The 22,192-nt window shown below is 69.9% G+C and carries 17 protein-coding genes; 8 read left to right on the top strand and 9 right to left on the bottom strand.

Going from position 1 to position 22,192, the window contains the following annotated elements; genetic code table 11:
• Window position 1: 1 nt before the first annotated feature.
• The 5 genes from AB0I53_RS16635 (at window position 2) to AB0I53_RS16615 (ending at window position 8,772) form a co-directional block, all read left to right on the top strand.
• Complete coding sequence (locus tag AB0I53_RS16635) at window positions 2–985, top strand: GlxA family transcriptional regulator (protein ID WP_358602945.1); 984 nt, start codon at window positions 2–4, stop codon at window positions 983–985.
• 321 nt (window positions 986–1,306) lie between these two features.
• Window positions 1,307–5,227, top strand: a complete 3,921-nt coding sequence (locus tag AB0I53_RS16630) for a Pls/PosA family non-ribosomal peptide synthetase (RefSeq protein WP_358603091.1) — start codon at window positions 1,307–1,309, stop codon at window positions 5,225–5,227.
• Window positions 5,224–6,570 carry a M1 family metallopeptidase gene (locus AB0I53_RS16625; protein ID WP_358602942.1) on the top strand — a complete coding sequence of 449 codons (1,347 nt, stop codon included), beginning with the start codon at window positions 5,224–5,226 and terminating at the stop codon, window positions 6,568–6,570. The genes AB0I53_RS16630 and AB0I53_RS16625 overlap by 4 nt, the downstream gene beginning before the upstream one ends.
• Before the next feature lie 213 nt (window positions 6,571–6,783).
• A complete protein-coding gene (locus tag AB0I53_RS16620; RefSeq protein ID WP_358603089.1) occupies window positions 6,784–7,719 on the top strand; it encodes an acyl-CoA desaturase in 936 nt (311 codons plus the stop codon).
• A 312-nt stretch (window positions 7,720–8,031) separates the two neighbouring features.
• The gene (locus tag AB0I53_RS16615; RefSeq protein ID WP_358602940.1) at window positions 8,032–8,772 is read left to right on the top strand and encodes a helix-turn-helix domain-containing protein; all 741 of its coding nucleotides are present in this window, start codon (window positions 8,032–8,034) and stop codon (window positions 8,770–8,772) included.
• A 42-nt stretch (window positions 8,773–8,814) separates the two neighbouring features.
• On the opposite strand, the gene AB0I53_RS16610 is transcribed toward AB0I53_RS16615, so the two are convergent.
• From AB0I53_RS16610 to AB0I53_RS16580, 7 genes are all read right to left on the bottom strand, one after another.
• Entirely contained in the window at window positions 8,815–9,303 is a 489-nt protein-coding gene (locus AB0I53_RS16610; protein WP_358602938.1) for a nuclear transport factor 2 family protein, read from the bottom strand.
• On the bottom strand, window positions 9,300–10,730 hold the full coding sequence (locus AB0I53_RS16605; protein WP_358602936.1) for an FAD-dependent oxidoreductase: 1,431 nt from the start codon (window positions 10,728–10,730) through the stop codon (window positions 9,300–9,302). The genes AB0I53_RS16610 and AB0I53_RS16605 overlap by 4 nt, the downstream gene beginning before the upstream one ends.
• 9 nt (window positions 10,731–10,739) lie before the next feature.
• Entirely contained in the window at window positions 10,740–11,552 is an 813-nt protein-coding gene (locus AB0I53_RS16600; RefSeq protein ID WP_358602934.1) for an SDR family oxidoreductase, read from the bottom strand.
• 35 nt (window positions 11,553–11,587) lie between these two features.
• Complete coding sequence (locus tag AB0I53_RS16595) at window positions 11,588–11,986, bottom strand: nuclear transport factor 2 family protein (protein ID WP_358602932.1); 399 nt, start codon at window positions 11,984–11,986, stop codon at window positions 11,588–11,590.
• Window positions 11,983–12,771, bottom strand: coding sequence for an SDR family oxidoreductase (locus tag AB0I53_RS16590; RefSeq protein WP_358602930.1), 789 nt, complete (start codon window positions 12,769–12,771; stop codon window positions 11,983–11,985). The genes AB0I53_RS16595 and AB0I53_RS16590 overlap by 4 nt, the downstream gene beginning before the upstream one ends.
• Window positions 12,768–14,093, bottom strand: coding sequence for an MFS transporter (locus AB0I53_RS16585; protein ID WP_358602927.1), 1,326 nt, complete (start codon window positions 14,091–14,093; stop codon window positions 12,768–12,770). The genes AB0I53_RS16590 and AB0I53_RS16585 overlap by 4 nt, the downstream gene beginning before the upstream one ends.
• Window positions 14,094–14,770: 677 nt before the next feature.
• Window positions 14,771–16,189, bottom strand: a complete 1,419-nt coding sequence (locus AB0I53_RS16580; protein ID WP_358602924.1) for an APC family permease — start codon at window positions 16,187–16,189, stop codon at window positions 14,771–14,773.
• A 121-nt stretch (window positions 16,190–16,310) separates the two neighbouring features.
• Between AB0I53_RS16580 and AB0I53_RS16575 the strand changes: the two genes are divergently transcribed.
• On the top strand, window positions 16,311–16,970 hold the full coding sequence (locus AB0I53_RS16575; protein WP_358602921.1) for a TetR family transcriptional regulator: 660 nt from the start codon (window positions 16,311–16,313) through the stop codon (window positions 16,968–16,970).
• A gap of 45 nt (window positions 16,971–17,015) precedes the next feature.
• Window positions 17,016–18,122 (top strand): P1 family peptidase, encoded by a 1,107-nt coding sequence (locus AB0I53_RS16570; protein WP_358603086.1) that lies wholly within the window; start codon window positions 17,016–17,018, stop codon window positions 18,120–18,122.
• A gap of 102 nt (window positions 18,123–18,224) precedes the next feature.
• Here AB0I53_RS16570 and AB0I53_RS16565 read toward each other — a convergent pair whose 3' ends face one another.
• Window positions 18,225–19,121: an SAM-dependent methyltransferase gene (locus AB0I53_RS16565; protein ID WP_358602918.1), complete on the bottom strand. Its 897-nt coding sequence runs from the start codon at window positions 19,119–19,121 to the stop codon at window positions 18,225–18,227.
• Window positions 19,122–19,133: 12 nt separating this feature from the next.
• Entirely contained in the window at window positions 19,134–20,138 is a 1,005-nt protein-coding gene (locus AB0I53_RS16560; protein WP_358602916.1) for a hypothetical protein, read from the bottom strand.
• A 462-nt stretch (window positions 20,139–20,600) separates the two neighbouring features.
• Between AB0I53_RS16560 and AB0I53_RS16555 the strand changes: the two genes are divergently transcribed.
• Window positions 20,601–22,082, top strand: a complete 1,482-nt coding sequence (locus tag AB0I53_RS16555; protein WP_358602913.1) for a M23 family metallopeptidase — start codon at window positions 20,601–20,603, stop codon at window positions 22,080–22,082.
• Window positions 22,083–22,192 lie beyond the last annotated feature (110 nt).

Genomic DNA, 22,192 nt, shown 5'->3' with positions numbered 1-22,192 from the left:
CATGACGCATCGGGTTGCCTTCGTGGTGTTCGACGGTGTGACCATGCTCGATGTCAGCGGTCCTTCGGAGGTGCTGCGCCAGGCGGGTCGGCTCGGTCACCCGTATGAGCTGGTGTTGGTCTCGCCGAGCGGCGAGCAGGTCGCCACGTCCGCCGGGCCGGGGCTGACCGGCGCCACGGCGGCGGCCGGGGCCGGGCCGGTCGACACAGTGGTGGTCGCCGGAGGCGACCGGCTCGCCGAGCAGGCACCCGAGGACGGCCTGCTGGAGGCCGTGCGCACGCTCGCGGCGCAGGCGGCACGGGTCGCGTCGGTCTGCACCGGCGCCTTCGTCCTCGCCGAACTGGGCCTGCTCGACGGCCGGCGCGCGACCACCCACTGGCGGCACGCCGGAATGCTCGCCCGCCGCTATCCCCGGGTGCGCGTCGAGCCGGACGCCATCCACATCCGCGACGGCCGCTACGTCACCTCCGCGGGCATCAGCGCGGGAGTCGATCTGGCCCTCGCCCTCGTGGAAGACGACCACGGAGCGGACGTGGCCCGGGACATCGCGCGGGAGATGGTCGTGTTCATGCAACGCCCGGGCGGGCAGTCGCAGTTCTCCACCGCCATCGCCACCCCGCCGGCGCGCAGTGACCTGCTGCGCTCGGTGATCGCGTCCGTGGTCGCCGATCCCGCAGCCGACCACAGCCTGCCTGCGATGGCCGTCTCCGCGGCCGTCAGCACCCGGCACCTGACTCGCCTGTTCGGCGCCGAACTCGGCACCACGCCCGCCCGCTGGGTCGAACGGGTCCGTCTCGACCGCGCCCAGCAGCTCCTCCTCGACGGGCACAGCGTCACTTCCGCCGCGCACCACAGTGGACTGGGCACCGACGAATCCCTCCGCCGCGCCTTCGCCCGCCACCTGGGCACGACACCGACCCACTACCGCCAACGGTTCGCCACCACGCACCAGCAGGCACCGCCCGCGGCGCGAGGATCGGAATGAGCGACGAGTCCCGTTCTGTCCACTGTGGATCCAATTGGAAATGGCCCCGCGCCGTCGAGTAGATCTCGGTTCTGGTCGGCCTCGAACGTTGCCTCCGGGTGTGACGGCAAGCACTCCGCGGGGGTCTCGGGATGCGGCGATTCGTTCGAGCCGTAGGCTGATCGGTCTGCCCTGGGCGGGTCATCGGGAGTACGCGCCTGGACGACTGCGGAGCGAGACAGTGATTTCACGTCCTGGTCAGAGTTGCGACATCTCGCAGGGCCTGCCACACGGCAGGGAACCGGGCAGTGGGCCGTCGGCAGGGTGGCGCCTTCGGTGACTCTGACAACAGCAGGTGCAGAGCTCGCCCCGTCCACGCCTCCGGATACCGCCGCCAGCGCGGTGTTCTGGTCGGACTTCGCTCCCGATCAGCGCACCCTGATTGAAATTCTCGACGACACCGCCCGCCGACACCCGGACGCTCCGGCGATCGACGACGGCACGGCGGTGCTCACCTACGGTCGGCTGACCGCTGAGATCGACCTCGTGCGGCGACGACTCGCCGAGTCCGGCATCGGCATCGGCGACCGGGTCGGAATCCGGATTTCCTCCGGCACCGCGGAACTCTACGTCTCGATCCTGGGCGTGCTCGCGGCCGGCGCCGCCTATGTTCCAGTGGACGCCGACGATCCCGACGAGCGCGCCGAACTCGTGTTCGGCGAAGCCGAGGTCTGCGCCGTGCTTTCCGACGGGGGCTCGTTCGACCTGCGTCGCAAGCCCCTCGGGCATCCGGGCGAACCGGCGCCCACCGACGACGCGTGGATCATCTTCACCTCCGGTTCGACCGGGAAGCCGAAGGGCGTGGCGGTGAGTCACTCCGCCGCCGCGGCTTTCGTCGACGCCGAAGCCGGCCTGTTCCTCGCCGAGGAGCCCATCGGCCCCGGGGATCGGGTGCTGGCCGGGCTGTCCGTGGCGTTCGACGCCTCGTGCGAGGAGATGTGGCTGGCGTGGCGACACGGGGCATGCCTGGTGCCCGCGCCGCGCGCCCTGGTGCGCACCGGTGTCGACCTCGGTCCCTGGCTGGTGGCGCGGCACATCAGCATCGTGTCGACGGTGCCGACCCTGGCCGCGTTGTGGCCCGTCGAAGCGCTGGAAGAGGTTCGGCTGCTCATCTTCGGCGGTGAGGCGTGCCCGCCAGAGCTCGCCGAGCGCCTCGCCGTGGAAGGCCGTGAGGTCTGGAACACCTACGGGCCCACGGAAGCGACCGTCGTCGCCTGCGCCGCCCGGCTCACCGGCCAGGATCCGGTCCGGATCGGTTTGCCGTTGGCCGGTTGGCAGCTCGCGGTCGTCGACGAACACGGCGAGCCGGTCGCGATGGGCGCCACCGGCGAGCTGATCATCGGTGGCGTCGGGCTCGCCCGGTATCTGGATCCTGGCAAGGACGCCGAGAAGTTCGCACCGCTGCCCTCGCTCGGCTGGTCCCGGGCGTACCGCAGCGGTGACGTGGTGCGGGCCGAACCCGAGGGGCTGCTGTTCGTCGGCAGGGCCGACGAACAGATCAAGCTCGGTGGCCGTCGCATCGAACTCGGTGAGGTGGACGCGGTGCTGCAGGCCCTGCCCGGCGTCGCCGGGGCGGCCTCGGCCGTGCAGACGACCGCCGCTGGGAACCAGATCCTCGTCGGCTACGTGGTACCTCGTGCCGCCGATCCCGCGGACGTGCGGTTCGACCACGACCACGCGGTGCGGCGGTTGCAGGAACAGCTGCCGGCCGCGTTGGTGCCGCTGCTCGCCGTCGTGTCCGACCTGCCGACGCGAACCTCCGGAAAAGTGGATCGCGCGGCACTGCCCTGGCCGCTGCCCGCCGCAGGCGGCGGCACCGCCGAGAGGTCGGCGATGTCGCCGACGGAGGCGTGGCTCGCGGAAGGCTGGGCGGAGATCCTCGGCGTGGAGGTGACCGACCCAGCTGCGGACTTCTTCGCCACCGGAGGTGGCAGCCTCACCGCCGCCCAGCTGATCGCACGCATCCGGCTGCGGCATGCCCAGGTGTCGGTCGCCGACATCTACCAGCACCCGACGCTCGGTTCGCTGGCCGCGCACCTCGACGCGTTGGAGGCGACGACCGAGATCTCGCGGCGTGTCGTCAGGCCGACGCCGCGGCTGACCGGGTTGTGGCAGGCGCTGATCACCCTGCCGTTGCTCGCCATCGTCGGATTGCGCTGGTCGACGGTGCTGGCGGCGTTGAGCAATGTGCTGGCTTGGACCGGTTCCGCGGCGTTCGCGCCGACGGTGTCGTGGTGGTGGATCGGCGCGGCGTGGCTGGTCTTGTTCAGTCCCGCGGGCCGGATCGCGCTGTCGGCCGGTGGTGCGCGGTTGCTGCTCGCCGGGGTGCGCCCGGGTTCCTATCCGCGCGGCGGCAATGTCCACTTGAGACTGTGGGCGGCTCAGCGACTCGCCGAGTTCAGCGGGGCGGCGGGTGTTTCCGGCGCCTCTTGGATGACCCACTACGCGAGGGCGTTGGGTGCCAAGGTCGCCAAGGACGTCGACCTGCACTCGCCGCCGCCGGTCACCGGAATGCTCAAGATCGGCAAGGGCGCGGCCGTCGAACCCGAGGTCGACCTCGCCGGTTACTGGGTCGACGGCGACGAGGTGCACATCGGCAAGATCCGGATCGGCGCCGGTGCGCGCGTCGGCGTGCGCAGCACGCTGATCCCCGGAGCCCGGATCGGCAAGTCCGCGGAGATCGTGGCCGGCTCGACGGTGCGTGGCCCGGTGCCTGCGGGGCAGCGGTGGGCCGGTTCCCCGGCCGTCCCGGTGCGCAAGGCGGGCCGTGCCTGGCCGTCGAGCCGTCCGCCCAGGTCACAGGTGTGGGCTTCGGTTTACGGAGTGACCTCGGTGCTGCTCGGGCTGCTGCCGGCGCTGGCGGGATTGCCCGGCATCGTGGTGCTCGGTCAAGCGCTCGGCGGCGCACCGGATCTCGGCTCTGCGCTGACCCGGGCGCTGCTCGCGGTACCCGTGGCGAGCGCGTTGTACCTCGTTTCCTACGCGTTGCTGGTGCTGGTCAGCGTGCGCGCGCTGAGCATCGGGATGCGCGAGGGCTACCACCCGGTGCACGGTCGCATGGCGTGGCAGGTGTGGGCGACCGAGCGCCTGATGGACATGGCTCGCATCGGGCTGTTCCCGTTGTACGCCAGCCTGTTCACGCCCGTGTGGCTGCGGTTGCTGGGCGCCGAGGTCGGCCGCGACGTGGAAGCCTCCACCGTGCTGGCGCTGCCGAAGATGACGAAGGTCGCCGATGGCGCTTTCCTCGCCGACGACACCATGGTCGCCGCCTACGAGCTCGGCGGTGGCTGGCTGCACGTGGCCCCGGCCAGCATCGGCAAGCAGGCCTTCCTCGGCAACTCGGGGATGACCGCACCGGGTCATTCGGTGCCCAAGCGCGGCCTGGTCGGGGTGCTGTCCTCGACACCGCGCAAGGCCAAGAAGGGCTCGTCCTGGCTGGGAATGCCGCCGATGCCGCTGCGGCGTTCCATCGACAAGGCCGACGCGAGCCGGACCTTCGCCCCGCCGCTTCGGCTGAAGATCGCCCGCGCGGTGGTCGAACTGTTCCGGTTCGTGCCGGTCATGTTCAGCGCGGCGCTGGCGGTGCTGGTGTTGGCGGCGCTGGCGTTCGTGCGCGCCGAAGGCGGGCTGTGGCTGGCCGCGTTGCTGGCCGGCCCGGTGTTGCTGGCCGCAGGCCTGCTGGCCTGCGCCGTGACGACCGTGGTGAAGTGGCTGCTGGTCGGGCGCTACCGGGCGGATGAACGTCCACTGTGGAGCTCCTTCGTGTGGCGAACCGAGCTCGCGGACATGTTCGTGGAGGTGCTGGCCGTCCCGTGGTTGATCGGTTCGGCCGGGGGAACGCCGCTGCTGACGGCGTGGCTGCGCAGCATGGGCGCGCGGATCGGTCGTGGGGTGTGGCTGGAGACCTACTGGCTGCCCGAATCGGATCTGGTGCGGCTCGGCGACGGCGCGACCGTCAACCGCGGTTGCGTGGTGCAGACCCACCTGTTCCATGATCGGGTCATGCGGTTGGACGAGGTGCGCCTGGACGCCGGCGCTACGCTGGGCCCGCACGGAATCGTGTTGCCCGGTGCGAGCATCGGTGCGCACACCACCATCGGCCCCGGGTCGCTGGTGACCCGTGGTGACGAGGTGCCCGCGCACTCGCGCTGGCTCGGCAACCCGATCTCGACGTGGCAGAACGCGGGAGGACGCCGCCGATGACCCTCACGGCGAACCGGTTGAACGGTGGTGCTCCGGCACCCGGGGCGGATCGGTCGACGGACTCCTACCTGCCCGAACACGGCAACGGTGGCTACCGCGTCGAGCACTACGACCTGGACCTGGAGTACCAGGTCGGCCCGAACCGGCTCGCCGGGCAGGCGACGATCTCGGCGGTGGCGACGCAGGCCCTGTCGCGGTTCAGCCTGGATCTCGCCGACCTGAGGGTTCGCCGGGTGCTCGTGGACGGCCGCCCCGCCAAGTTCACGCATGGCGGCGGCAAACTCCGGGTCAGGCCGGCACGCCCCATCGCGGCGGCGGCGGAATTCCGGGTGGACATCCGGTATTCGGGCAATCCGCAGCCGATTTCCGGCCGGTGGGGCGAGATCGGCTGGGAGGAGCTGACCGATGGCTCCCTGGTCGCCAGCCAGCCGATCGGCGCGCCGTCGTGGTTTCCCTGCAACGATCATCTCGCGGACAAGGCCGGCTACCGGATCTCGTTCACGACGGCGTCGTCGTACTCGGTGCAGGTGACCGGGAATCTGGTGTCGCGGCAACGCCGCGGTAGCACCACGACCTGGATCTACGAGCGGCCGGAACCGACCGCGTCGTACTTGATGAGCATCCAGGTCGGCCAGTACACCGAGGTGGAGCTGGCGAGTGGCCCGGTGCCGCAGCGGGCGGCGATTCCCGCACGGCTGGGCGACCGCTTCGCCGCGGACTTCGCGCGGCACGGCCAGATCATGGACACGCTGCAGCGGTTGTTCGGCCCGTACCCGTTCGGCGAGTACGTCGTCGTGGTCACCGACGATGATCTGGAAGAGCCGGTCGAGGCGCAGGGCATGTCGATCTTCGGTGCGAGCCATCTGGACGGCCTGCGCACGAACGAGCGGCTCATCGTGCACGAACTGGCGCACCAGTGGTTCGGCAACAGCGTCACGATCGCGGACTGGCGGCACATCTGGCTCAACGAAGGCTTCGCCACCTACGCCGAATGGTTGTGGTCGGAGTTCTCGGGCGGGCCGTCGGCGCAGCAGCACGCGGCGAACTGGCACGCGCACATCGCCGCAGGTCCGCCGGATCTTCGGATCGCCGATCCAGGTGTGGCCAGGATGTTCGACGAACAGGTCTACAAGCGTGGCGCGTTGACGCTGCACGCGCTGCGCCGCGAACTGGGCGATGAGCCGTTCTTCGAGCTGCTGCGGAAGTGGGTCGCCGACCACCGGCACGGCATGGTGAGCACAGCGGACTTCACGGCGCTGGCCGACGAATTCGCGAACCGGTCGCTTGCCGGGTTGTTCACGATCTGGCTGGACCGCGCCGAGTTACCGCCGCTGCCCGGCTGAGGCCGCCGGCAAGCGATCTTCCTCGTCGGCATCACGGGTGTTGTCGGCGCTGGGCGGGGTCCCGACACCGCGCCCTCGTCTGCCGTTCACCAATGCTTGCGGGCCGGTTCGTTGCGCTCCCGGCTCGATGCCGGTTGTGTGGTGGTTGCCCGGCTGCCTCCCGGTTGGTGGTGGCAGAACTTCCTGCTGCGCAGATTCGAGGTTCCCGCTGCCATGGTCGCCACCGAGCCGTCCAGGTCGACGCCCCAACCACTGCTGGCCGGACGCAGGCCAGCGGCCCCGCACCTGTCGGTCTACGTGTTCGTGCTCCTGCCGTTCCTGGCGCTGGTGGCGGCGGTGCCGCTGGCGTGGGGATGGGGATTGCGCTGGTGGGACGCGCTGCTCGCGGCCGGCTGGTACGTGTTCACCATCCTCGGCGTGACGGTGGGCTACCACCGCTACTTCACGCATGGCGCGTTCCGCGCCAAGCGCTGGCTGCGCATCGCGCTCGCGGTCGCGGCCGGCATGGCGGTCCAGGGGCCGATCCTGCACTGGGTGGCCGATCACCGCCGTCACCACGCGTTCGCCGACAAAGAGGGTGATCCGCACTCTCCGTGGGCGTTCGGCACCTCTCCCGTTGCGCTGGCGCGGGGGTTCTGGCACGCGCACATGGGTTGGATCTTCGAGCGGGACCTGACGAATCAGCGGCGGTTCGCGCCTGATCTGCTGGACGACGCCGACATCCGGTTGGTGCACCGGCTGTTCGGGCCGTTGACCGTGGCCACGTTCGCGCTGCCCGCGCTGTGCGGCGGCTTGATCACGGGTACCTGGTGGGGCGCCGCGACGGCCTTCTTCTGGGCCGGGTTGGTGCGCGTGGCTTTCCTGCACCACGTGACCTGGTCGGTGAACTCGATCTGCCACATGTTCGGGGAGCGCCCGTTCCGCAGCCGCGACAAGGCGGCGAACTTCTGGCCGCTCGCGATGCTGAGCATGGGGGAGTCGTGGCACAACCTGCACCACGCCGACCCGACATGCGCCCGGCACGGCGTCCGGCCCGGTGAGATCGACATCTCCGCCCGGGTGATCTGGATCTTCGAAAGGCTCGGTTGGGCCTCCCACGTCCGCTGGCCGAACCCCCAACGCCTGGCCCGTCTGTCGGCCGACCGCTGAGACGCCGTCGAAGCCTGGACCGCGTTGTACTGCTCTGAACATCGGCGAACTGCACCGGTTTGCCCTGCTGCTTCTCGGTTTGGTCAATGTCTCTTGTGGACACGGCTGGGAGGTCGAGGGGCCGCGGTTCGGGTGCGGGCCCGTTGTGGCTTGATGATGAGCGCGCTCTTGCTCGGTGCGTCGGATCATCGCGACGGTGCTCGGTGAATCAAGACTTGCAATATGTTCAGTGTTGATTGAAATTAATTTCTGGGCGGCAGGTTCTCGGCGGGCACCCGGTGCGAACCGGTTCGATAGGATCGAGCGGTAAGCATGACCGGCATTGCGAGGCGGACGAGCGTGGACGACACCCGGCGATCCTCGGTCGCGGGTGCCCAGACCCTGGACCGGGGCATTCGGATCCTCTGGCACCTGGCCGAACGGCCCAACGGCGAGACGCTGACCGAGATGGCGCGTTCGCTGGAGCTCAACCGCAACGCGCTGCACCGGATGCTGGAAGCGCTCGCCGCGCACAACCTCGTGCGGCGGACCGAGGACAAGCGGTTCCACCTCGCCTACGGACTGGTGGAGCTGGCTTCGGCGGTGGACAGCGATCTGCGGGGGCTGGCCTATCCGATCATGGCGGCGCTGGCCGACTCGGTCGACGCGACGGCGCACCTGATGGTGCCGATCAGCGACGTCGAGGTGCAGGCGGTGCTGGTGGTCGAGCCGCGGCTGGCCGCGGCGCACATCGCGTTTCGGACCGGGCAGCGGCATCCGGTGGACCGCGGCTCCGGCGGCATCGCCATCCTGGCCGGACGTCCGCCGCGCGACGACGATCCGGCCGAGGTGGTGGCCGCCCGCGAGCAGGGCTACGCCGTGTCGACCGGGCACGTGATCCCGGGCGTCATCGGGGTTTCGGTGCCGGTGCAGACGCCGCCGACCATGCCGGAGGTCAGCATCGGCGTGTCCTTGGTCGACCCGGACGCGGTGGACCAGGTCGCCCCGCGCCTGGCGGAAGCCGCCCGCGAACTCAGCGGGCAGCTGTTCGCCTCGCGCGCCCGGGTGCGCTAGGTCGTAGGTGCGAGGCCCGGTTTCGCACCCACGACCCGCTGATCACGAGCGGTACACCGGATCCGAGACGTCGCGCCGGGACCGCACCCAGGTGGTGGGCAACTCGTCGACGATGCGTTCGGTGCGGGATTCGTCGAAGACGACGATGCGGTCGGCGATGCGCCAACGGCCGCCGCGCCGCTCGAACCGGTCCACATAGCGGCATCGGATTATCGCCAGGTCCTGCTCGGCCGAACCCACCGACCGCGCCTGCCTGAGGTAGCAGAGGCAGTACGACTCGACCTCGGCGGTGTCGTCGTCGGTGAAGTCGATGAGCACGTTGCTGATGAAGTGCTGCGAGGAATCGATGGTCGCGTGGCGCCGGCGGATGTCCTCCACCAGCCCGTCCACCGGACCGCAGTACCCGCCGTGGTTGTCGATGGCGTCGGGGAAGTAGCAGTCCCGGATGCCTTCGTAGTCGAGGCGGTCCACCGCCCTGGCGTACCGGAACAAGACCCGCTCGATGGCGCTTCGATCGTCCGATGTGGTCACGCCGCGCTCCCCACGTGGATCCGTCGTGCTGCTCCATCCCCGGCCAGCCGGCCGAGGACCAGGGCGTGCGCGACGGAGTTCCCGCCTCCGACGTAGCGTTCGCCGAGGATCCCGCCGGCGGCCTCCCCCGCCGCGTACAGGCCGGGTACCACCTGCCCTTCGGTGTCGAGCACCCGCGCTCGGCCGTCGATGCGCAGGCCGGTGTGCGTGCACACCAACTCCGCCGGGAGCATCCGGACCGCGTAGAACGGCCCGCTGTCCACAGCGGACAGATGCGGGTCGATCCCCTTGGCGGCGAGCGATTCGTGCCGGAGGTAGTCCTCGTCGTGGCCCTGCGTCATCAGCTCGTTGAACCGGTGCACGCTCCGTGCCAGGTTGTCCGCCGGGAGGCCGATCCACCGGGCGAGTTCGGGCAGGGTGTCGGCTCGGCGGACGACGCCCTTGCCGACCTCTTCGAGGACCCGCTCGGGGGCCCAGTCGGCGTACCCGGGCGGCAGGGCGGCACGCGCCGCCTCGTCGAAGACCGCCCACACGGATCCGCCGTGGTCTTTGAGGATTCCGGGGCTGACCGCGTAGGGGGCGTCCTCGTCCATGCACCGGCGCCCGGTCGAGTCGACGTGGACCCGGGACACCGGCGGGAACCCGCTCTGCCAGTGGTGGAAGCGCTGGAACTCGGCGGTGACCAGCAACAATCCCCACCCGTGCCCGAACAGCGAGAGGCCGTGGCGTTCGGCGAAGCCGATGTGGTCGCCCCGGCTGCCGGGTGCTGCGACCACGAACAGGCTGTCGCCGGCGATCCGGGCGTCCGGGAAGTACTCCCGCACCAGCTCCGGGCTCTGCGCCAGCCCGCCGCAGGCGACGACGACGGACGGCGCGGTGACCTCGGCATCGTCCACGACGACACCGGTCACCGCGTGCCCGTCGCGGAGCAGGTCGGTGGCTCGGCTGCCCAGCGCCAGGTCGACCCCGAGCCGCTGCCGGGCGCGGTCCAGCGCTTGGACCAGACCGTAGCCCTGGTCTTTGGGCACATGTCCGCGCCAGACGTCCTCGACGCCCGCCCGGGTCAGGCCGGGCATGTGGGCGTTCTGCGAGAACTGGGCGGGAATCTCCACCCCGAGATCGACCAGCCAGCCGATGAGCGAGCCGGACTGCTCGCAGAACATCCGCGTCGGGCCGGGCAGCACCCGCCACTGGTTCAGGTCCATGTAGTGCTGGAACATCCGGGCGGGGGAGTCCTCGACGCCCAGCGCCCGCTGCACGTCGGTGGCCGCGGCGGTCAGCATCCCGGCGGAGAGCTGGGTGGAGCCGCCGATCTCGTCCTCGGACTCCAGAACCAGGACCCGCAGCCCTTGCTGCGCGGCCGACACCGCGGCCGCCAGCCCGGCACCACCGGCACCGATGACGACCAGGTCGTAGTCGTAGCTCAAAGGTCCACCTCAGACGTGTTGGGAGCCGCCGTCCACCGGCACGACCGCGCCGGTGATGTAGCGGGCGCTGTCGGAGAGCAGGAAGTACAGGGCGCCGAAGACCTCGATGGGCGCTCCGACCCGGCGCAGCGGGACGGTGCTCAGTGCGCGGTCGAGCGCGGCCGGATCCTCGCGCACCCACCGGGTCATCTCGGTGTCGACGAAACCCGGGGCGATGGCGTTGACGCGGATGCCGTGCTCGCCCAGCTCGACGGCCATGCAACTGGTCAGGTGGCGCACCGCGGCCTTGGAGGAGTTGTAGGCGGCGCGCGTCGCGCGCACCCGGACACCGGCCACCGAAGCCATGTTGACGATGGCGCCGCCGCCGTGCTCGCGCATGTGCCGGGCCGCGGTCTGCGCGCCGTACACCACGCCGTTGACGTTGACCTGGTACGTGGCGGTGAGCTGGTCCGGCGGGATCTCGGTGAACTCGGCCTGCGGGAAGATCCCGGCGTTGTTGATCCAGCAGTCGACCTGCCCGAACTCGGTCAGCGCGGTCTGCAGCAGCCGGTCGTGGTCGGCCGGATCCGTGACATCGGCGCGGAGTCCGACCACCCGTCCGGCGTCGGTGAGCTCGGCGTTGATCCGCGCGGCGGTGCCGGGCGCGTCATCCAGGTCGCCGCCGACCACATGGACGCCGCGCCGGGCGAGCTCGGTGGCGAACACGGCGCCCATGCCGCGCCCGGCCCCGGTCACGACGGCGACCTTGCCGACGAGCTCGGGGTGGTGGGCGGTGATCTGGCTGGCGTCCGCGCGAGTCGGATTCGTTGCGCTGGTGGTCATCGAAGTTCTCCTGGTGTTTCGTTTCGGTCGCCGGGTCAGTCGCGGGTGACGACCCGTTCGGCGACCAGCCAGCGGCCGTCCCGGCGGACGCAGCGGTCGTCGATTGTCGTGACCCGGTCGATGGACACCACGTCGCGCCCGTCCTGCTGCGCGGTCCGCACGATGAGCAGGTTCGCCTTGACATGGCATTCGTCCGGGTCGGCGCGGTCGATGCAGGTGTTGGTGACGATGTGGTGGGTTCGGGGGTTGTTCGCGGCGAAAGCGGCGGCGAACTCGGTGAGCGCCGTCCGGCCGCGCACGGGTTCCGGGTAGGTGGGGGAGCGGAAGATGCCGTCCGGGGTGAAGGTTTCGGCCCACTGCTGCGCGGCACCGCCATCGATGGCGTGGGCCTGGCGGCCGAGCAGGTCGAGGATCTCCGGCAGCGGGCCGGTCACGACGCGTCCTCGGCCAGCGCGGTGGTGATGCGGTGGTAGATGCCGGAGCCCACCAGTCCGCCGTCGACCACGAGCTCCGTGCCGTTGACGTAGGAGGATTCGTCGGAGAGCAGGAAGGCGACGGCCCGTGCGACTTCTTCCGGGGAAGCGACCCGTCCAGCCGGGACGGACCGCAGGCTCTCGGTGACGAATCGGTCGTCCGGCCCCGAGTGCAGCAGCGGCGTGTCGACGAGACCGGGGTGTACGGAGTTGACCCGGATGCCCGCGGCCGCGAATTCCAGGGACGCCACTTTGGACAGTCCGCGCACGCCCCACTTGGTGGCTCCGTAGGAGGCGGAGAAGTAGCCGAGCAGCCCGGCGATCGACGAGACGTTGACCACCGAAGCGCCGCCGGCCCGCGCCAGCGGTTCGGCGAGGAACTTCATGCCGTAGAAGACGCTGGAGAGGTTGATGTCCACGACGCGGTGCCAGTCTTCGACCGACGTTTCGGCGATGCCCTTGCGGAAGCTCACCCCGGCGTTGTTCACGAGGCCGTGCAAGGCGTCCCCGCCGAGCTCGGCGGCGAAGCGCTGCCACGCGGCTGGATCCGCCACGTCGAGGTGGTGGGCGCGCGCGGTGCCGCCTTCGGCGATGATCTCGTCGACCACCGCGCTGGCGGCGTCGGGATCGATGTCGGCAGCCCTGACGTCGGCGCCTTCGCGGGCCAGCCCGAGCGCTTCGGCGCGGCCCATGCCGCTGCCTGCACCGGTGACCACGATCCGGCGATCGCGGAACCGCACGGTCATAGGGAGAGCTCCTTTCCCTTGGTCTCCTTGAGGAAGAAGGACGTGACGAGGCTGATCAGGGCGCACGCGACGAAGTACCCGGCCGGCGCGAGCTTGTTGCCGGTGGCACCGACCAGCAGCGTCGCGATGAACGGCGCGGTCCCGCCGAGCAGCATGTTGGTGACGTTGTTGCCCAGCGCGATCCCGCTGTAGCGGAACCGGGCGCGCAGCATCTCGGCGTACGTGGCGAAGGAGACGCCGTTGACCACGGAGACGCAGATGAACAGCACGGCCGGGCCCAGGATCGCCAGCGGCGCGGGACCGTCGGCCATCAGCATGAACATCGGCAACCCGAGCAGCGCCCCGGCCGCGGAACCGCCGATGAACATCGGTTTGCGCCCGATGCGATCGCCGAGATATCCCGAAATGGGCAAGGTGATCACCCCGAGCACCATCGCGATGCAGGTGGCCGCGAACGCGAACTGCGGCGAACGGCCGCCGGCGGTCTGCAGGTAAGTCGCCGCGTACACGGAGGCGATGTAGTAGCCGCCGGTGATCAGCGCGCCGAGCAGGATGATGGTGAGGATCTGCCGCCTTGCGGTGGACAGCACCGCGAACAGCGGCACCTTGACCACTTCGTCCTGCTGCTGGATGTCGGAGAACTGCTCGGTTTCGTCCAGCGAGTTGCGGATCCACAGCCCCACCACACCGATCACCAGGCTCAGCAGGAACGGGATCCGCCAGCCCCACGCGTTGATCTGCTCGGGGCTCAGGCCGGTCGTGAGTGCCAGGGCCACCAGCGAGGCGCACAACGATCCGATGTAGGTGCCGGAGTTGACCATCGAGGTCTGGAAGGCGCGCCACCTGGGCGGCGCGTGCTCGGAGACGAACGAGTTGGCCCCGCCGAGTTCGCCGCCGGCGGCGAAGCCCTGCAGGCATCGGGACAGGGTCAGCAGCGCGGTCGCCCAGACACCGAGCGTGGTGTAGGTGGGCAGCAGCCCCATGAGCGCCGTGGCCACCGCCATCAGCAGGATCGTCCAGGTCAGCGCCTTCTTGCGGCCGTACTTGTCGCCGATGTGGCCGAAGAAGATCCCGCCGGGGACGCGGAGGAAGAAGGCCACGGCGAACGCGGCGAAGGTGCCCAGCAACGCTGCGTTCGGATCCTCTTCGACGAAGAAGTGGGCGCTGACCATGGTCGCCATGTAGCCGTAGATGCCGAAGTCGTAGTACTCGACGACGGTGCCCAGGATGGCGGCGCGGATGACCTTGGCGTGCGACTGCGCGGGCCGCGCTCTCGCTGCGCCGGCGGCTGTCGCGGGGTCATTGGTGGTGGAATTCGCCATTGAATTTCCTTCGATGAGGTCTTCCATGCCTAGATCGGATCGTGAAGTTCATATAGTGAGCATAGTATTCAATTAGTGGGATTATATGGACCGGGCGTGCCGCCTGGCAATGGCTTGGTGCCGCGTCAACGGTCCGTGGTGACCCGCCGAAAGGCCTGCGAGCTCGGGACGTGTCAGGCGGATCTGCGCGCAGCAGGGGGCGCGCTCGCCTCGTCGGCGATCGGGACTCGGGGCACTGGCGTTTCGGACGGTGCGTCTGTCCTCGCCTCCCCGGATCTACGGCGGCTCGATGACGCTGATCAGCATCATCGACACCCGCCGGTCGATTCGCCTCGCACGCCGGCTGCGGGTGTCGGCTCTCGCGCCGCCCGCTGGTGACCAACATCGGACTCGCGCTGCTGGCCGGCGAGGGCCTGGTCGACTTCTACGCCGTGCGCCACGGCCGCTACTCGGTGCGGGAGATCTTCAGTCCCGACGGCGTCTACGGCAGGGTTTCCTGGCGGGGGCTGGTGTCCTACGCGATCGGATTCGCCGCGATGGTGCCGTTCTTCGCCGTCCCCGGCTACACGGGACCGGCCACGGCGACGCGGAGTTGGAAATGGCCCGGCACGACCAACCCTGGCCGTGGAGCAGGAAGCCGCTGGAGGGATTGTCCGAAATGGACGGAGTGGGCGTGGTCAGGCGTCCTCGTCGACCGGGTCGGGCAGCGTCCACCGGTCGTCGCGGCGCGGGTGGATGTACGCGTAGTAGTAGAGGTATCCGACGGCCAGGATGCCGACCGTGATCGCCACCGGCACCCAGTCGCTGAGCAGGTTCTCGTAGACGACCACCACCATGGTCGCCAGCAGCAGCAACGGGGGCAGCGGCCAGCCGGGCATCCGGTAGACCGCCCGGCGGGTGCGGCCGCGGATCCGGCCGACCAGCGCGGCCAGTCCGACCATCACGTAGGTGATCACCAGGCTGGCCCCGGAACCGAGCAGCAGCACCTGGAACGGCAGCAGCCAGTAGGCCAGCGTGCCCAGTGCCGCCACCGTCAGTGTCGCCACGACCGGCGTGCGCAGTCGCGGGTGGATCCAGGTCAGCGGCCGGCTGATGGCGTCGGGCCAGGAGCGGTCGCGCGCCGCGGAGTACAGGCTGCGACCGAGCTGGAGCATGATCGCGATCACCGCGTTGATCACCGCGATCGCGATGCCCAGGCTGACGATCGTGTTCACCACCGTTCCGCCGCGGGCGAGCAGGAAGTAGTTCATCGGCGAATCCGCGTTGACCAGCGCCGGCATGCTCGGCGTGCCCAGCAGCACGGCGACCAGCGGGACGAACTCGGCGACCACGGTGATCGCCAGCGACCAGAGGATCGCCCGCCCGATCGTCCGGGTGGCCTGGCGGGTCTCCTCGGCGTAGTAGACGGCGGTGCCGTAACCGTTGTAGGCGAAGATCGCGATTGCGGTGTAGGAGACCACCAGTCCCGCGGACGCGGAGGTCAGGGTGCCGTCCATGCCGGCTGCCTGGGCGGTCCACAGCACGGAGACTGGCTGGGTGACGTGCACGAAGCCGAGCACCGCCAGCAGGGCCAGCGCCAGCAGTTCGACCACCAGGAAGATGCCGGTGACCCACGCGTTGGTGCGGATGCCCAGCACGGCGATGAGCCCGGTGACCACGATGACCACGACGCCCACCCAACGCCCATCCAGGGCGGACCACACCGCGCCGAGGTATTGGCCGGTCCCGCCCGCGATCACCACCAAGATCAGGATGCCGGACACGATGGTCAGCAGGTACAGCGCGAATCCGGTGGGCTTGCCGACGGTCCGGGCGACGAACGCGTACTCGCCGCCGGTGATGGGGAACGCGCTGGACAGCTCGGCATAGCACAGCGCCACCACGACGCCGACCAGCGCGGCGACGGCGAACGCCACCGCGGAGGCGCCGGCGATCCCCTGGATCACCGACGGCACGATGATGAACACGCTCGACGCGGGCGTCACCGCGGAGAGCGTGATGAGGATGTTCTCCCTGAAGGTCAGCGACCGGGAGAGGTCCTGGCGGTAGGTCGCCGATCGGGGAGTGCCGGTCTGCGGTGTGACTTCTTCGGTCATCGGGCACCTCGACCTTCGCGCCGATTATTTGGCGTCAGAGTCAAAGATCCGGTGCTCGACGTCAATAGCCGTTGGGCCATCTTGTTGACTTGATTGGCACGAGTGCCAGACAATCACCGGCATGGCACGTCCCAGTCGCAGACCGGTGCGGCGCGAACATCTCGTCGCCGCGGCCACCCGGGCCGTCGGCCGCCAGGGCCTGGCCGCGCTGCGGGTGGCCGATGTGGCCGAGCAGGCGGGCGTGGTCCGCGGTTCGGTGCACTACTACTTTCCCGACCTGTCCGAGTTGCTGCGCGAGGTGTTCCGGCAGGCGGTGGAACGTTTCTGCACCGACCGCGCGACGATGCTGTCCACAGTGGATTATGCGCGGGAGAAGCTGGTGGCCGCGGCCCGCGCGGGCATTCCGTGGCGGGCGGACGACGAGCTGGTCAACGTGCTGTACGAGTTCACCACCGCCGTCCGGCAGGATCCGATCTACTCGGTGATCGCCGAGAGCCTGTTCGACCGCCAGGTCACCATGTACGGCGCGATCCTCGAGATCGGCCGCGCCCAGGGGCACTTCCGCCCGACCGCGCCGGTCGCGGACATCGCGGCGAACCTGGTGTGCCTGGAGAACGGTTACGGCCTGGAGATCCTGGCAGGCAACGCGGTGATGCCGCCGCAGCGAGCGTTCGAGCTGATCCTGTCCTACGCCCGCGACGCCACCGGCTGCGCCGACCTGACCGGCGATCCGGCCGACGCCGAGGTGACCCGCCTGCGGGCCCGGAAAGGAGCCCGATGACCGGCGCCACCCACACGCCCGCCGGACTGCCCCGGGGCCCGCGCGCTGGGGATTCCGTTCGGCGGCACGCCCGGCGCGTGGAACGCGGTCACCGACGTTCCCGGCGTCGAGGTCGGCTACGCCACCCTGATCGACGGGGACGGCCCGCTGCGCCCGGGGCGTGGCCCGGTTCGCACCGGGGTGACCGCCATCCTGCCCCGCGGCCGGGCCGGTGTGGCCAGGCCGTGCGCCGCAGGCTGGTTCTCCCTCAACGGCAACGGGGAGATGACCGGCACCACGTGGATCGAGGAGACCGGCTCGCTGACGCTGCCGGTCGCGATCACCAACACCCACGCGATCGGAACCGTCCATCGTGGACTGATCGACTGGGTGGTCGAGAACCGGCCCGAGCTGGCCCGCGAGTGGCTGCTGCCGGTGGTCGGCGAGACCTGGGACGGCTATCTCAACGACATCAACGGCGCCCACGTCCGCACCACCCACGCCGCGGCCGCCGTGGACGCCGCCCGGTCCGGCCCGATCGAGGAGGGCTCGGTCGGTGGCGGCACCGGAATGAACTGCTACGCCTTCAAATGCGGCAGCGGCACCGCGTCCCGGGTCGTGGAGTACGAATCGGACGGTTACGCGGTCGGCGTGTTCGTGCAGGCCAACTTCGGCTCCCGCCGGGAACTCGTGGTGGCCGGCGTGCCGGTCGGCGCGCAGCTGCTGGCGGACAACCCGATGGAGGAGGCCGACCGGTTCGCCGCGCCCGGCGCCGGATCGATGATCGTCGTGGTGGCCACCGACGCGCCGCTGCTGCCGGGGCAATGCACCGCGCTCGCCCGGCGGGTGCCGCTTGGCCTCGCCCGCACCGGCACCACCGGCAGCCACTTCTCCGGGGATCTGTTCCTCGCCTTCTCCACCGCGAATCCGGGTGCGCTCACCAGCACCATGGACTCCGGCGGGGCGGCCTACGAACAGCTGCGGTTCGTCCCGTGGGGACGGATGGACCCGTTCTACGAGGCCACGGTGCAAGCCACCGAGGAGGCGGTGCTCAACGCACTGACCGCCAACGCGGACATGACCGGCCGCGACGGCCACCGCTCTCCGGCCCTGCCGCACGACCGGCTCGCCGAGCTGCTGCGCGAGTCGGGGGTGCGGCTCGGCCGCCGTTGACCGGGCGCGGATCTGGCGGACTCGGGTCCAGCAGCGGACACGCCATGGTGCGGCGCTTTTCGCGTCGTGACAGGCAGAACCGGCGACGAGGGCTGCTGGTCCTCAGTGGCGACGGCCGACTGCGGCGTAGCAGGCGGAGCGTTCTGGGCGGTCCCCGGGTGGGTTTTCGGGGCGCCACTGGACGGTGAAGACGACGCCCGGGTCGACGACGTGGAAGTCGGCGAGCAGCGCCTCGATCTCGGCTCTGCTGCGGAGGGTCATCGGGTTCCGGCTGTCGTCGAAGAACGGTGCCGCCGCCTGCATTTCGGGCAGGTCGCTGGTGAGGTGGGAGGCGACCAGGTAGGAGCCGGGTGCCATCCGGTCCTGGTATTCGCGCAGCAGGCGCATCGGCTCGGCCGCATCGTTGACGTAGTGCAGCATTCCGACCATCAGCACCGCCAGGGGCTGCTCGAAGTCGATCAGCCGCACCGTGTCCGGGTGCGCGAGGATCTGGTGCGGTGCGCGGATGTCTTCGTGCAGCACGACGGCCCGCGGGTTGTCGGCGAGGATGCTGCGAGCGTGCGAGACGGCGACGAGGTCGTGGTCCACGTACACGACGCGGGTTTCCGGCTCGGCGGCCTGGGCGACTTCGTGGACGTTGCCGACCGTCGGGACTCCGGAGCCGAGGTCCAGGAACTGGCGGATGCCCTCGTCGAGGCAGAACCGGACAGCGCGGTGCAGGAATCCGCGGTTGGCCTTCGCGGCGTCGCTGAGGTACGGGAAGACCTTGAGCGCCTCGTCCTGGGCCTGCCGGTCCACCTCGAAGTTGTGCGCGCCGCCGAGGGCGTAGTCGTAGATCCGCGCCACACTGGGCTGGCTCCAGTCGATCTCCGGAGGAACCCAGCTCGGAAGTTCTTCCACCGCTATCCCCGATCCACTCGTGGTGCCGCGGAAGTATGCCAGGCCGTCGCCCGGCGGTAAACGGATCCGCGATGCGGCGAACAGGTCGCTGTGCCGCATCGCGGCCGGCCGTCATCGCGGCAGGTCGTCGCCCTTGTAGGTGGCCGCCTTGAAGGCCACCTTCAGCGGGGACCAGCCGTTCTCGGTGGTGTAGGGGCCGCCGTCGGCCCCGTGGTGCCAGTAGCGGAGGCAGTAGCCGCCCGCACCGGTCAGCTGCCGGAGGTTGCCGTGGCTGACGTCCGGGTCCGAGCAGTCCTCGACCCCGTTGTCGCTCAGATCCTCGTCGTAACCGTACTTCTGGTGCGCGAAGTAGCCCTTGTCGATTCCGGAGTAGTACGACACCGTTTCGTCTTCCAGCGAGCTGACGAAGCTCCAGTCGATCCCGGCGGCCCACGGATCGTCCAGGCCGCGGTCGTTGCGGCCGGGCGCGGACTCGTGCAGCTTGTCGATGAAACCCGACCCGCCTTCGTCCGCCTCGGTCATCTGGTGCCACTGCCGAGTGCACTTGTCGTCCGGCTTGTCATCGGGATTCCTGCACCCGTTGATCAGCCCTTGGTGCGGGGTGCCGAGCGTGACGATGTCCTCGACCGCCACCTTGGGCGGGAAGCCCTTCCAGCCCTCGCGGGTGCCGAGCACCGCGACGCGGGTGATCAGGCCGCCCATCGAGTGCGCGACGATGTCGACTTCCTCGCCCTTGCTGGTGTACTCGTCGTAGATGTAGTTGGCGAAGTCCTTGGCGATTTCCTGGATGGGCCGCTCGCGGTCGGCCTGACCGTCACCGATCACGTCATCGCACAACGCCTTGTCGCCCTCGTAGTAGCCGATCGTCCGCATCGAGGAACGATCCCGGCCGCCCGCTTCCTGGTAGTACTCGAGGGCCTCGTCCCAGGTCGACCCGTTGCAGTTGGTGGGAGGCTCCGGGTTGTAGCCGTGCACCAGCAGCATCATCTTCTGATCCGCGGCCGGCTCGATCTCACGCCCGTCCAGCTCGGACGCCTGCACCGTCGCCGGTGCGCTGAGGGCGAGCCCCGCGGCGGCGATCGCGGCGGCCACTGCGCGCCATCGTCGGTTGATCATCAAGCACACTCCCGTCGGTCGGTTTCGACGCGGGCCCCTGGCAGCACCCCGCGTCCGGCCGGCATCGCGAGCCGCTCGCACCGCACCGCGCCAGCGGCTTTGTCGCCCTCGGCATCGACATGCTCGGCCGGTGGGCGCCTGATGTCGGTCCGGCCGACACTACGCAAACCGCCTAGACGTTCGCGGGAGAACGCGATGAGTTCGTTCCGCGCGGAGCAACTGATTGGCCCGTTCGGTCGATTCCGGGTCGGGCCGGTTGTGACCCTCGCCGCTCCGGCATCGCCTGGTCCGAGCACGATCCGTCTTCGGCGACCCCACCGCAAAACGGTAACGGGGGCGGATGAATCGTGCCTCGGCCCGGCGCGGGAGAAGTGCGAGGAAAGCGGGAGGAAAGGGGGAGGAAAGCGCTGGTTCCTAGCGTGGCTCCGCGAATGATCGAGCAACTCGGGGAGGGAACACTCGATGAGAATCCGTTCTGTGGTGGGGAGTCTAGGGGTGGCGGTGGTCGCGGTCGGGCTGGTCGCGGTGCCGTCCGGCTCCGCGGCTGCGGAGCCGGAGCGCCCGCCGTTCCAGCTGCCGTTTCCGTGTGGGGACAAGATGTACATGGGGTATGGGGCGTTGTCCGGATCCGACCAGCACGCGCCCGCGTTGGACATGTTCCGCGACCCGTTCGACGAGACCGAGGGAAATCCGACGGTGGCCGCGGCCGACGGCGTCGTGACGGAGTCCTACGAGGATCCGCCTGGTGCGGGCAACATCATCCAGATCGATCACGGCAACGGGTGGTTCACCACGTCCATCCACCTGCAGGACCGGGCCGTCAAGAAGGGGGACGAGGTCAAGCAGGGCGACCTGATCGGCCACATCGGCAAGAGCGGCGCGACCTCGAACGGTGTGGCGCACCTGCACTTCGAGCAGGGCTATGACGAGAACGGCGACGGGTTCGCCGACTGGGGCGCGCCCGGCTCGGAACGGGTGGTGCAGGTCTTCGACGGGGTCGAGTACGACCCGGAGACCAGTGACCAGGAGATCTTTCTGACCAGCAAGAACTGCGATGGGTCTGATCCGGAGCCGGAACCCGAGCCGGAGCCGGAGGAGACGGCGCTCAAGTACACCGGCCAGGAGAGCATCGCCAACGGGACGGGCGCCGAGTTGTCGGCGACCCTGACCACGACCGAGGGCGACGAGCCGGTGGCCGACCAGGAGGTGAGCTTCACCCTCGGTTCCGGCGAGAGTGAGCAGACCTGTTCGGACACCACGAACGACGATGGAGTCGCGAGCTGCGCGGTCGAGAAGGTCGAGCAACCGCTGACCGATGAGACAACGGTTCCTCTGACCGTCGAGTACGCCGGTGAGGACGGCGCCTACCTGAAGGCGGAGACCTCCGAGGAGCTTCTCCTGCAGTACTTCACGGGCCGTGCGTACGGCCTCGCGGCGAACGCCGGCGTGCTCGGCGTTCCGCTGCCGATCGCCGCCACCCCGGACACCGGTGAGGTGCGCACGGCCGGCGAACAAGCCGGGGAGCAGGTGTGCGTGCAGACCGCCGACGCGGTGGTGCTCTCGGCCGGGGTGGTGTGCGCGGAGGTGGCTGCCACGGCCGACCCGACCGCCGTCACGGCCACGGCCACGGCCGGTGACGTCCGTGTCGGGCTGCCCGGGTTGCCGGTGCTGGAGATCTCCGGTGTCCGGTCCACCTCGACCAGCGGCTGCGACTCCGCGACGGGAGCGGTGGACCTGGAGCTGACCGTCGCCGGCCGGCCGGTGGACGTCGGCGAGGTGCCCAACGCCGAGGTCGACCTCGGCGTCGTCGGCACCAGGCTGGTGGTCAACGAGCAGGTCGAAACCGACGATGGGCTCACCGTCAACGCCGCGCACCTGACCGCGCCCGGCGGGGTGGATGTGGTGATCGCGTCGAGCACTTCCGCCGCGCACAACTGCGGCTGAGCAGGAACCCTTCTGACTGCGGCTGGGCGTCGGCCGCGGCCGCCAGCGCCGCCAGCCCGTCGTGCGGGGAGGCGTCGGCGACCGAGCACAGCGCCCGGCCGGTGGAGGGA

Origin of the sequence: Saccharopolyspora sp. NPDC050389, from assembly GCF_040655595.1 — a bacterium.
Classification (GTDB): domain Bacteria; phylum Actinomycetota; class Actinomycetes; order Mycobacteriales; family Pseudonocardiaceae; genus Saccharopolyspora.
This window is presented reverse-complemented; position numbering and strand designations above follow the sequence as displayed.

Bases quoted from the DNA above. Each gene is read 5' to 3' on its own strand.
- AB0I53_RS16635 (WP_358602945.1), top strand. From the start codon at position 2: ATGACGCATCGGGTTGCCTTCGTGGTGTTCGACGGTGTGACCATGCTC.
- AB0I53_RS16555 (WP_358602913.1), top strand. From the start codon at position 20,601: ATGAGAATCCGTTCTGTGGTGGGGAGTCTAGGGGTGGCGGTGGTCGCG.
- AB0I53_RS16620 (WP_358603089.1), top strand. From the start codon at position 6,784: ATGGTCGCCACCGAGCCGTCCAGGTCGACGCCCCAACCACTGCTGGCC.
- AB0I53_RS16625 (WP_358602942.1), top strand. From the start codon at position 5,224: ATGACCCTCACGGCGAACCGGTTGAACGGTGGTGCTCCGGCACCCGGG.
- AB0I53_RS16615 (WP_358602940.1), top strand. From the start codon at position 8,032: ATGACCGGCATTGCGAGGCGGACGAGCGTGGACGACACCCGGCGATCC.
- AB0I53_RS16560 (WP_358602916.1), bottom strand. From the start codon at position 20,138: ATGATCAACCGACGATGGCGCGCAGTGGCCGCCGCGATCGCCGCCGCG.
- AB0I53_RS16565 (WP_358602918.1), bottom strand. From the start codon at position 19,121: ATGCGGCACAGCGACCTGTTCGCCGCATCGCGGATCCGTTTACCGCCG.
- AB0I53_RS16590 (WP_358602930.1), bottom strand. From the start codon at position 12,771: ATGACCGTGCGGTTCCGCGATCGCCGGATCGTGGTCACCGGTGCAGGC.
- AB0I53_RS16585 (WP_358602927.1), bottom strand. From the start codon at position 14,093: ATGGCGAATTCCACCACCAATGACCCCGCGACAGCCGCCGGCGCAGCG.
- AB0I53_RS16580 (WP_358602924.1), bottom strand. From the start codon at position 16,189: ATGACCGAAGAAGTCACACCGCAGACCGGCACTCCCCGATCGGCGACC.
- AB0I53_RS16575 (WP_358602921.1), top strand. From the start codon at position 16,311: ATGGCACGTCCCAGTCGCAGACCGGTGCGGCGCGAACATCTCGTCGCC.
- AB0I53_RS16600 (WP_358602934.1), bottom strand. From the start codon at position 11,552: ATGACCACCAGCGCAACGAATCCGACTCGCGCGGACGCCAGCCAGATC.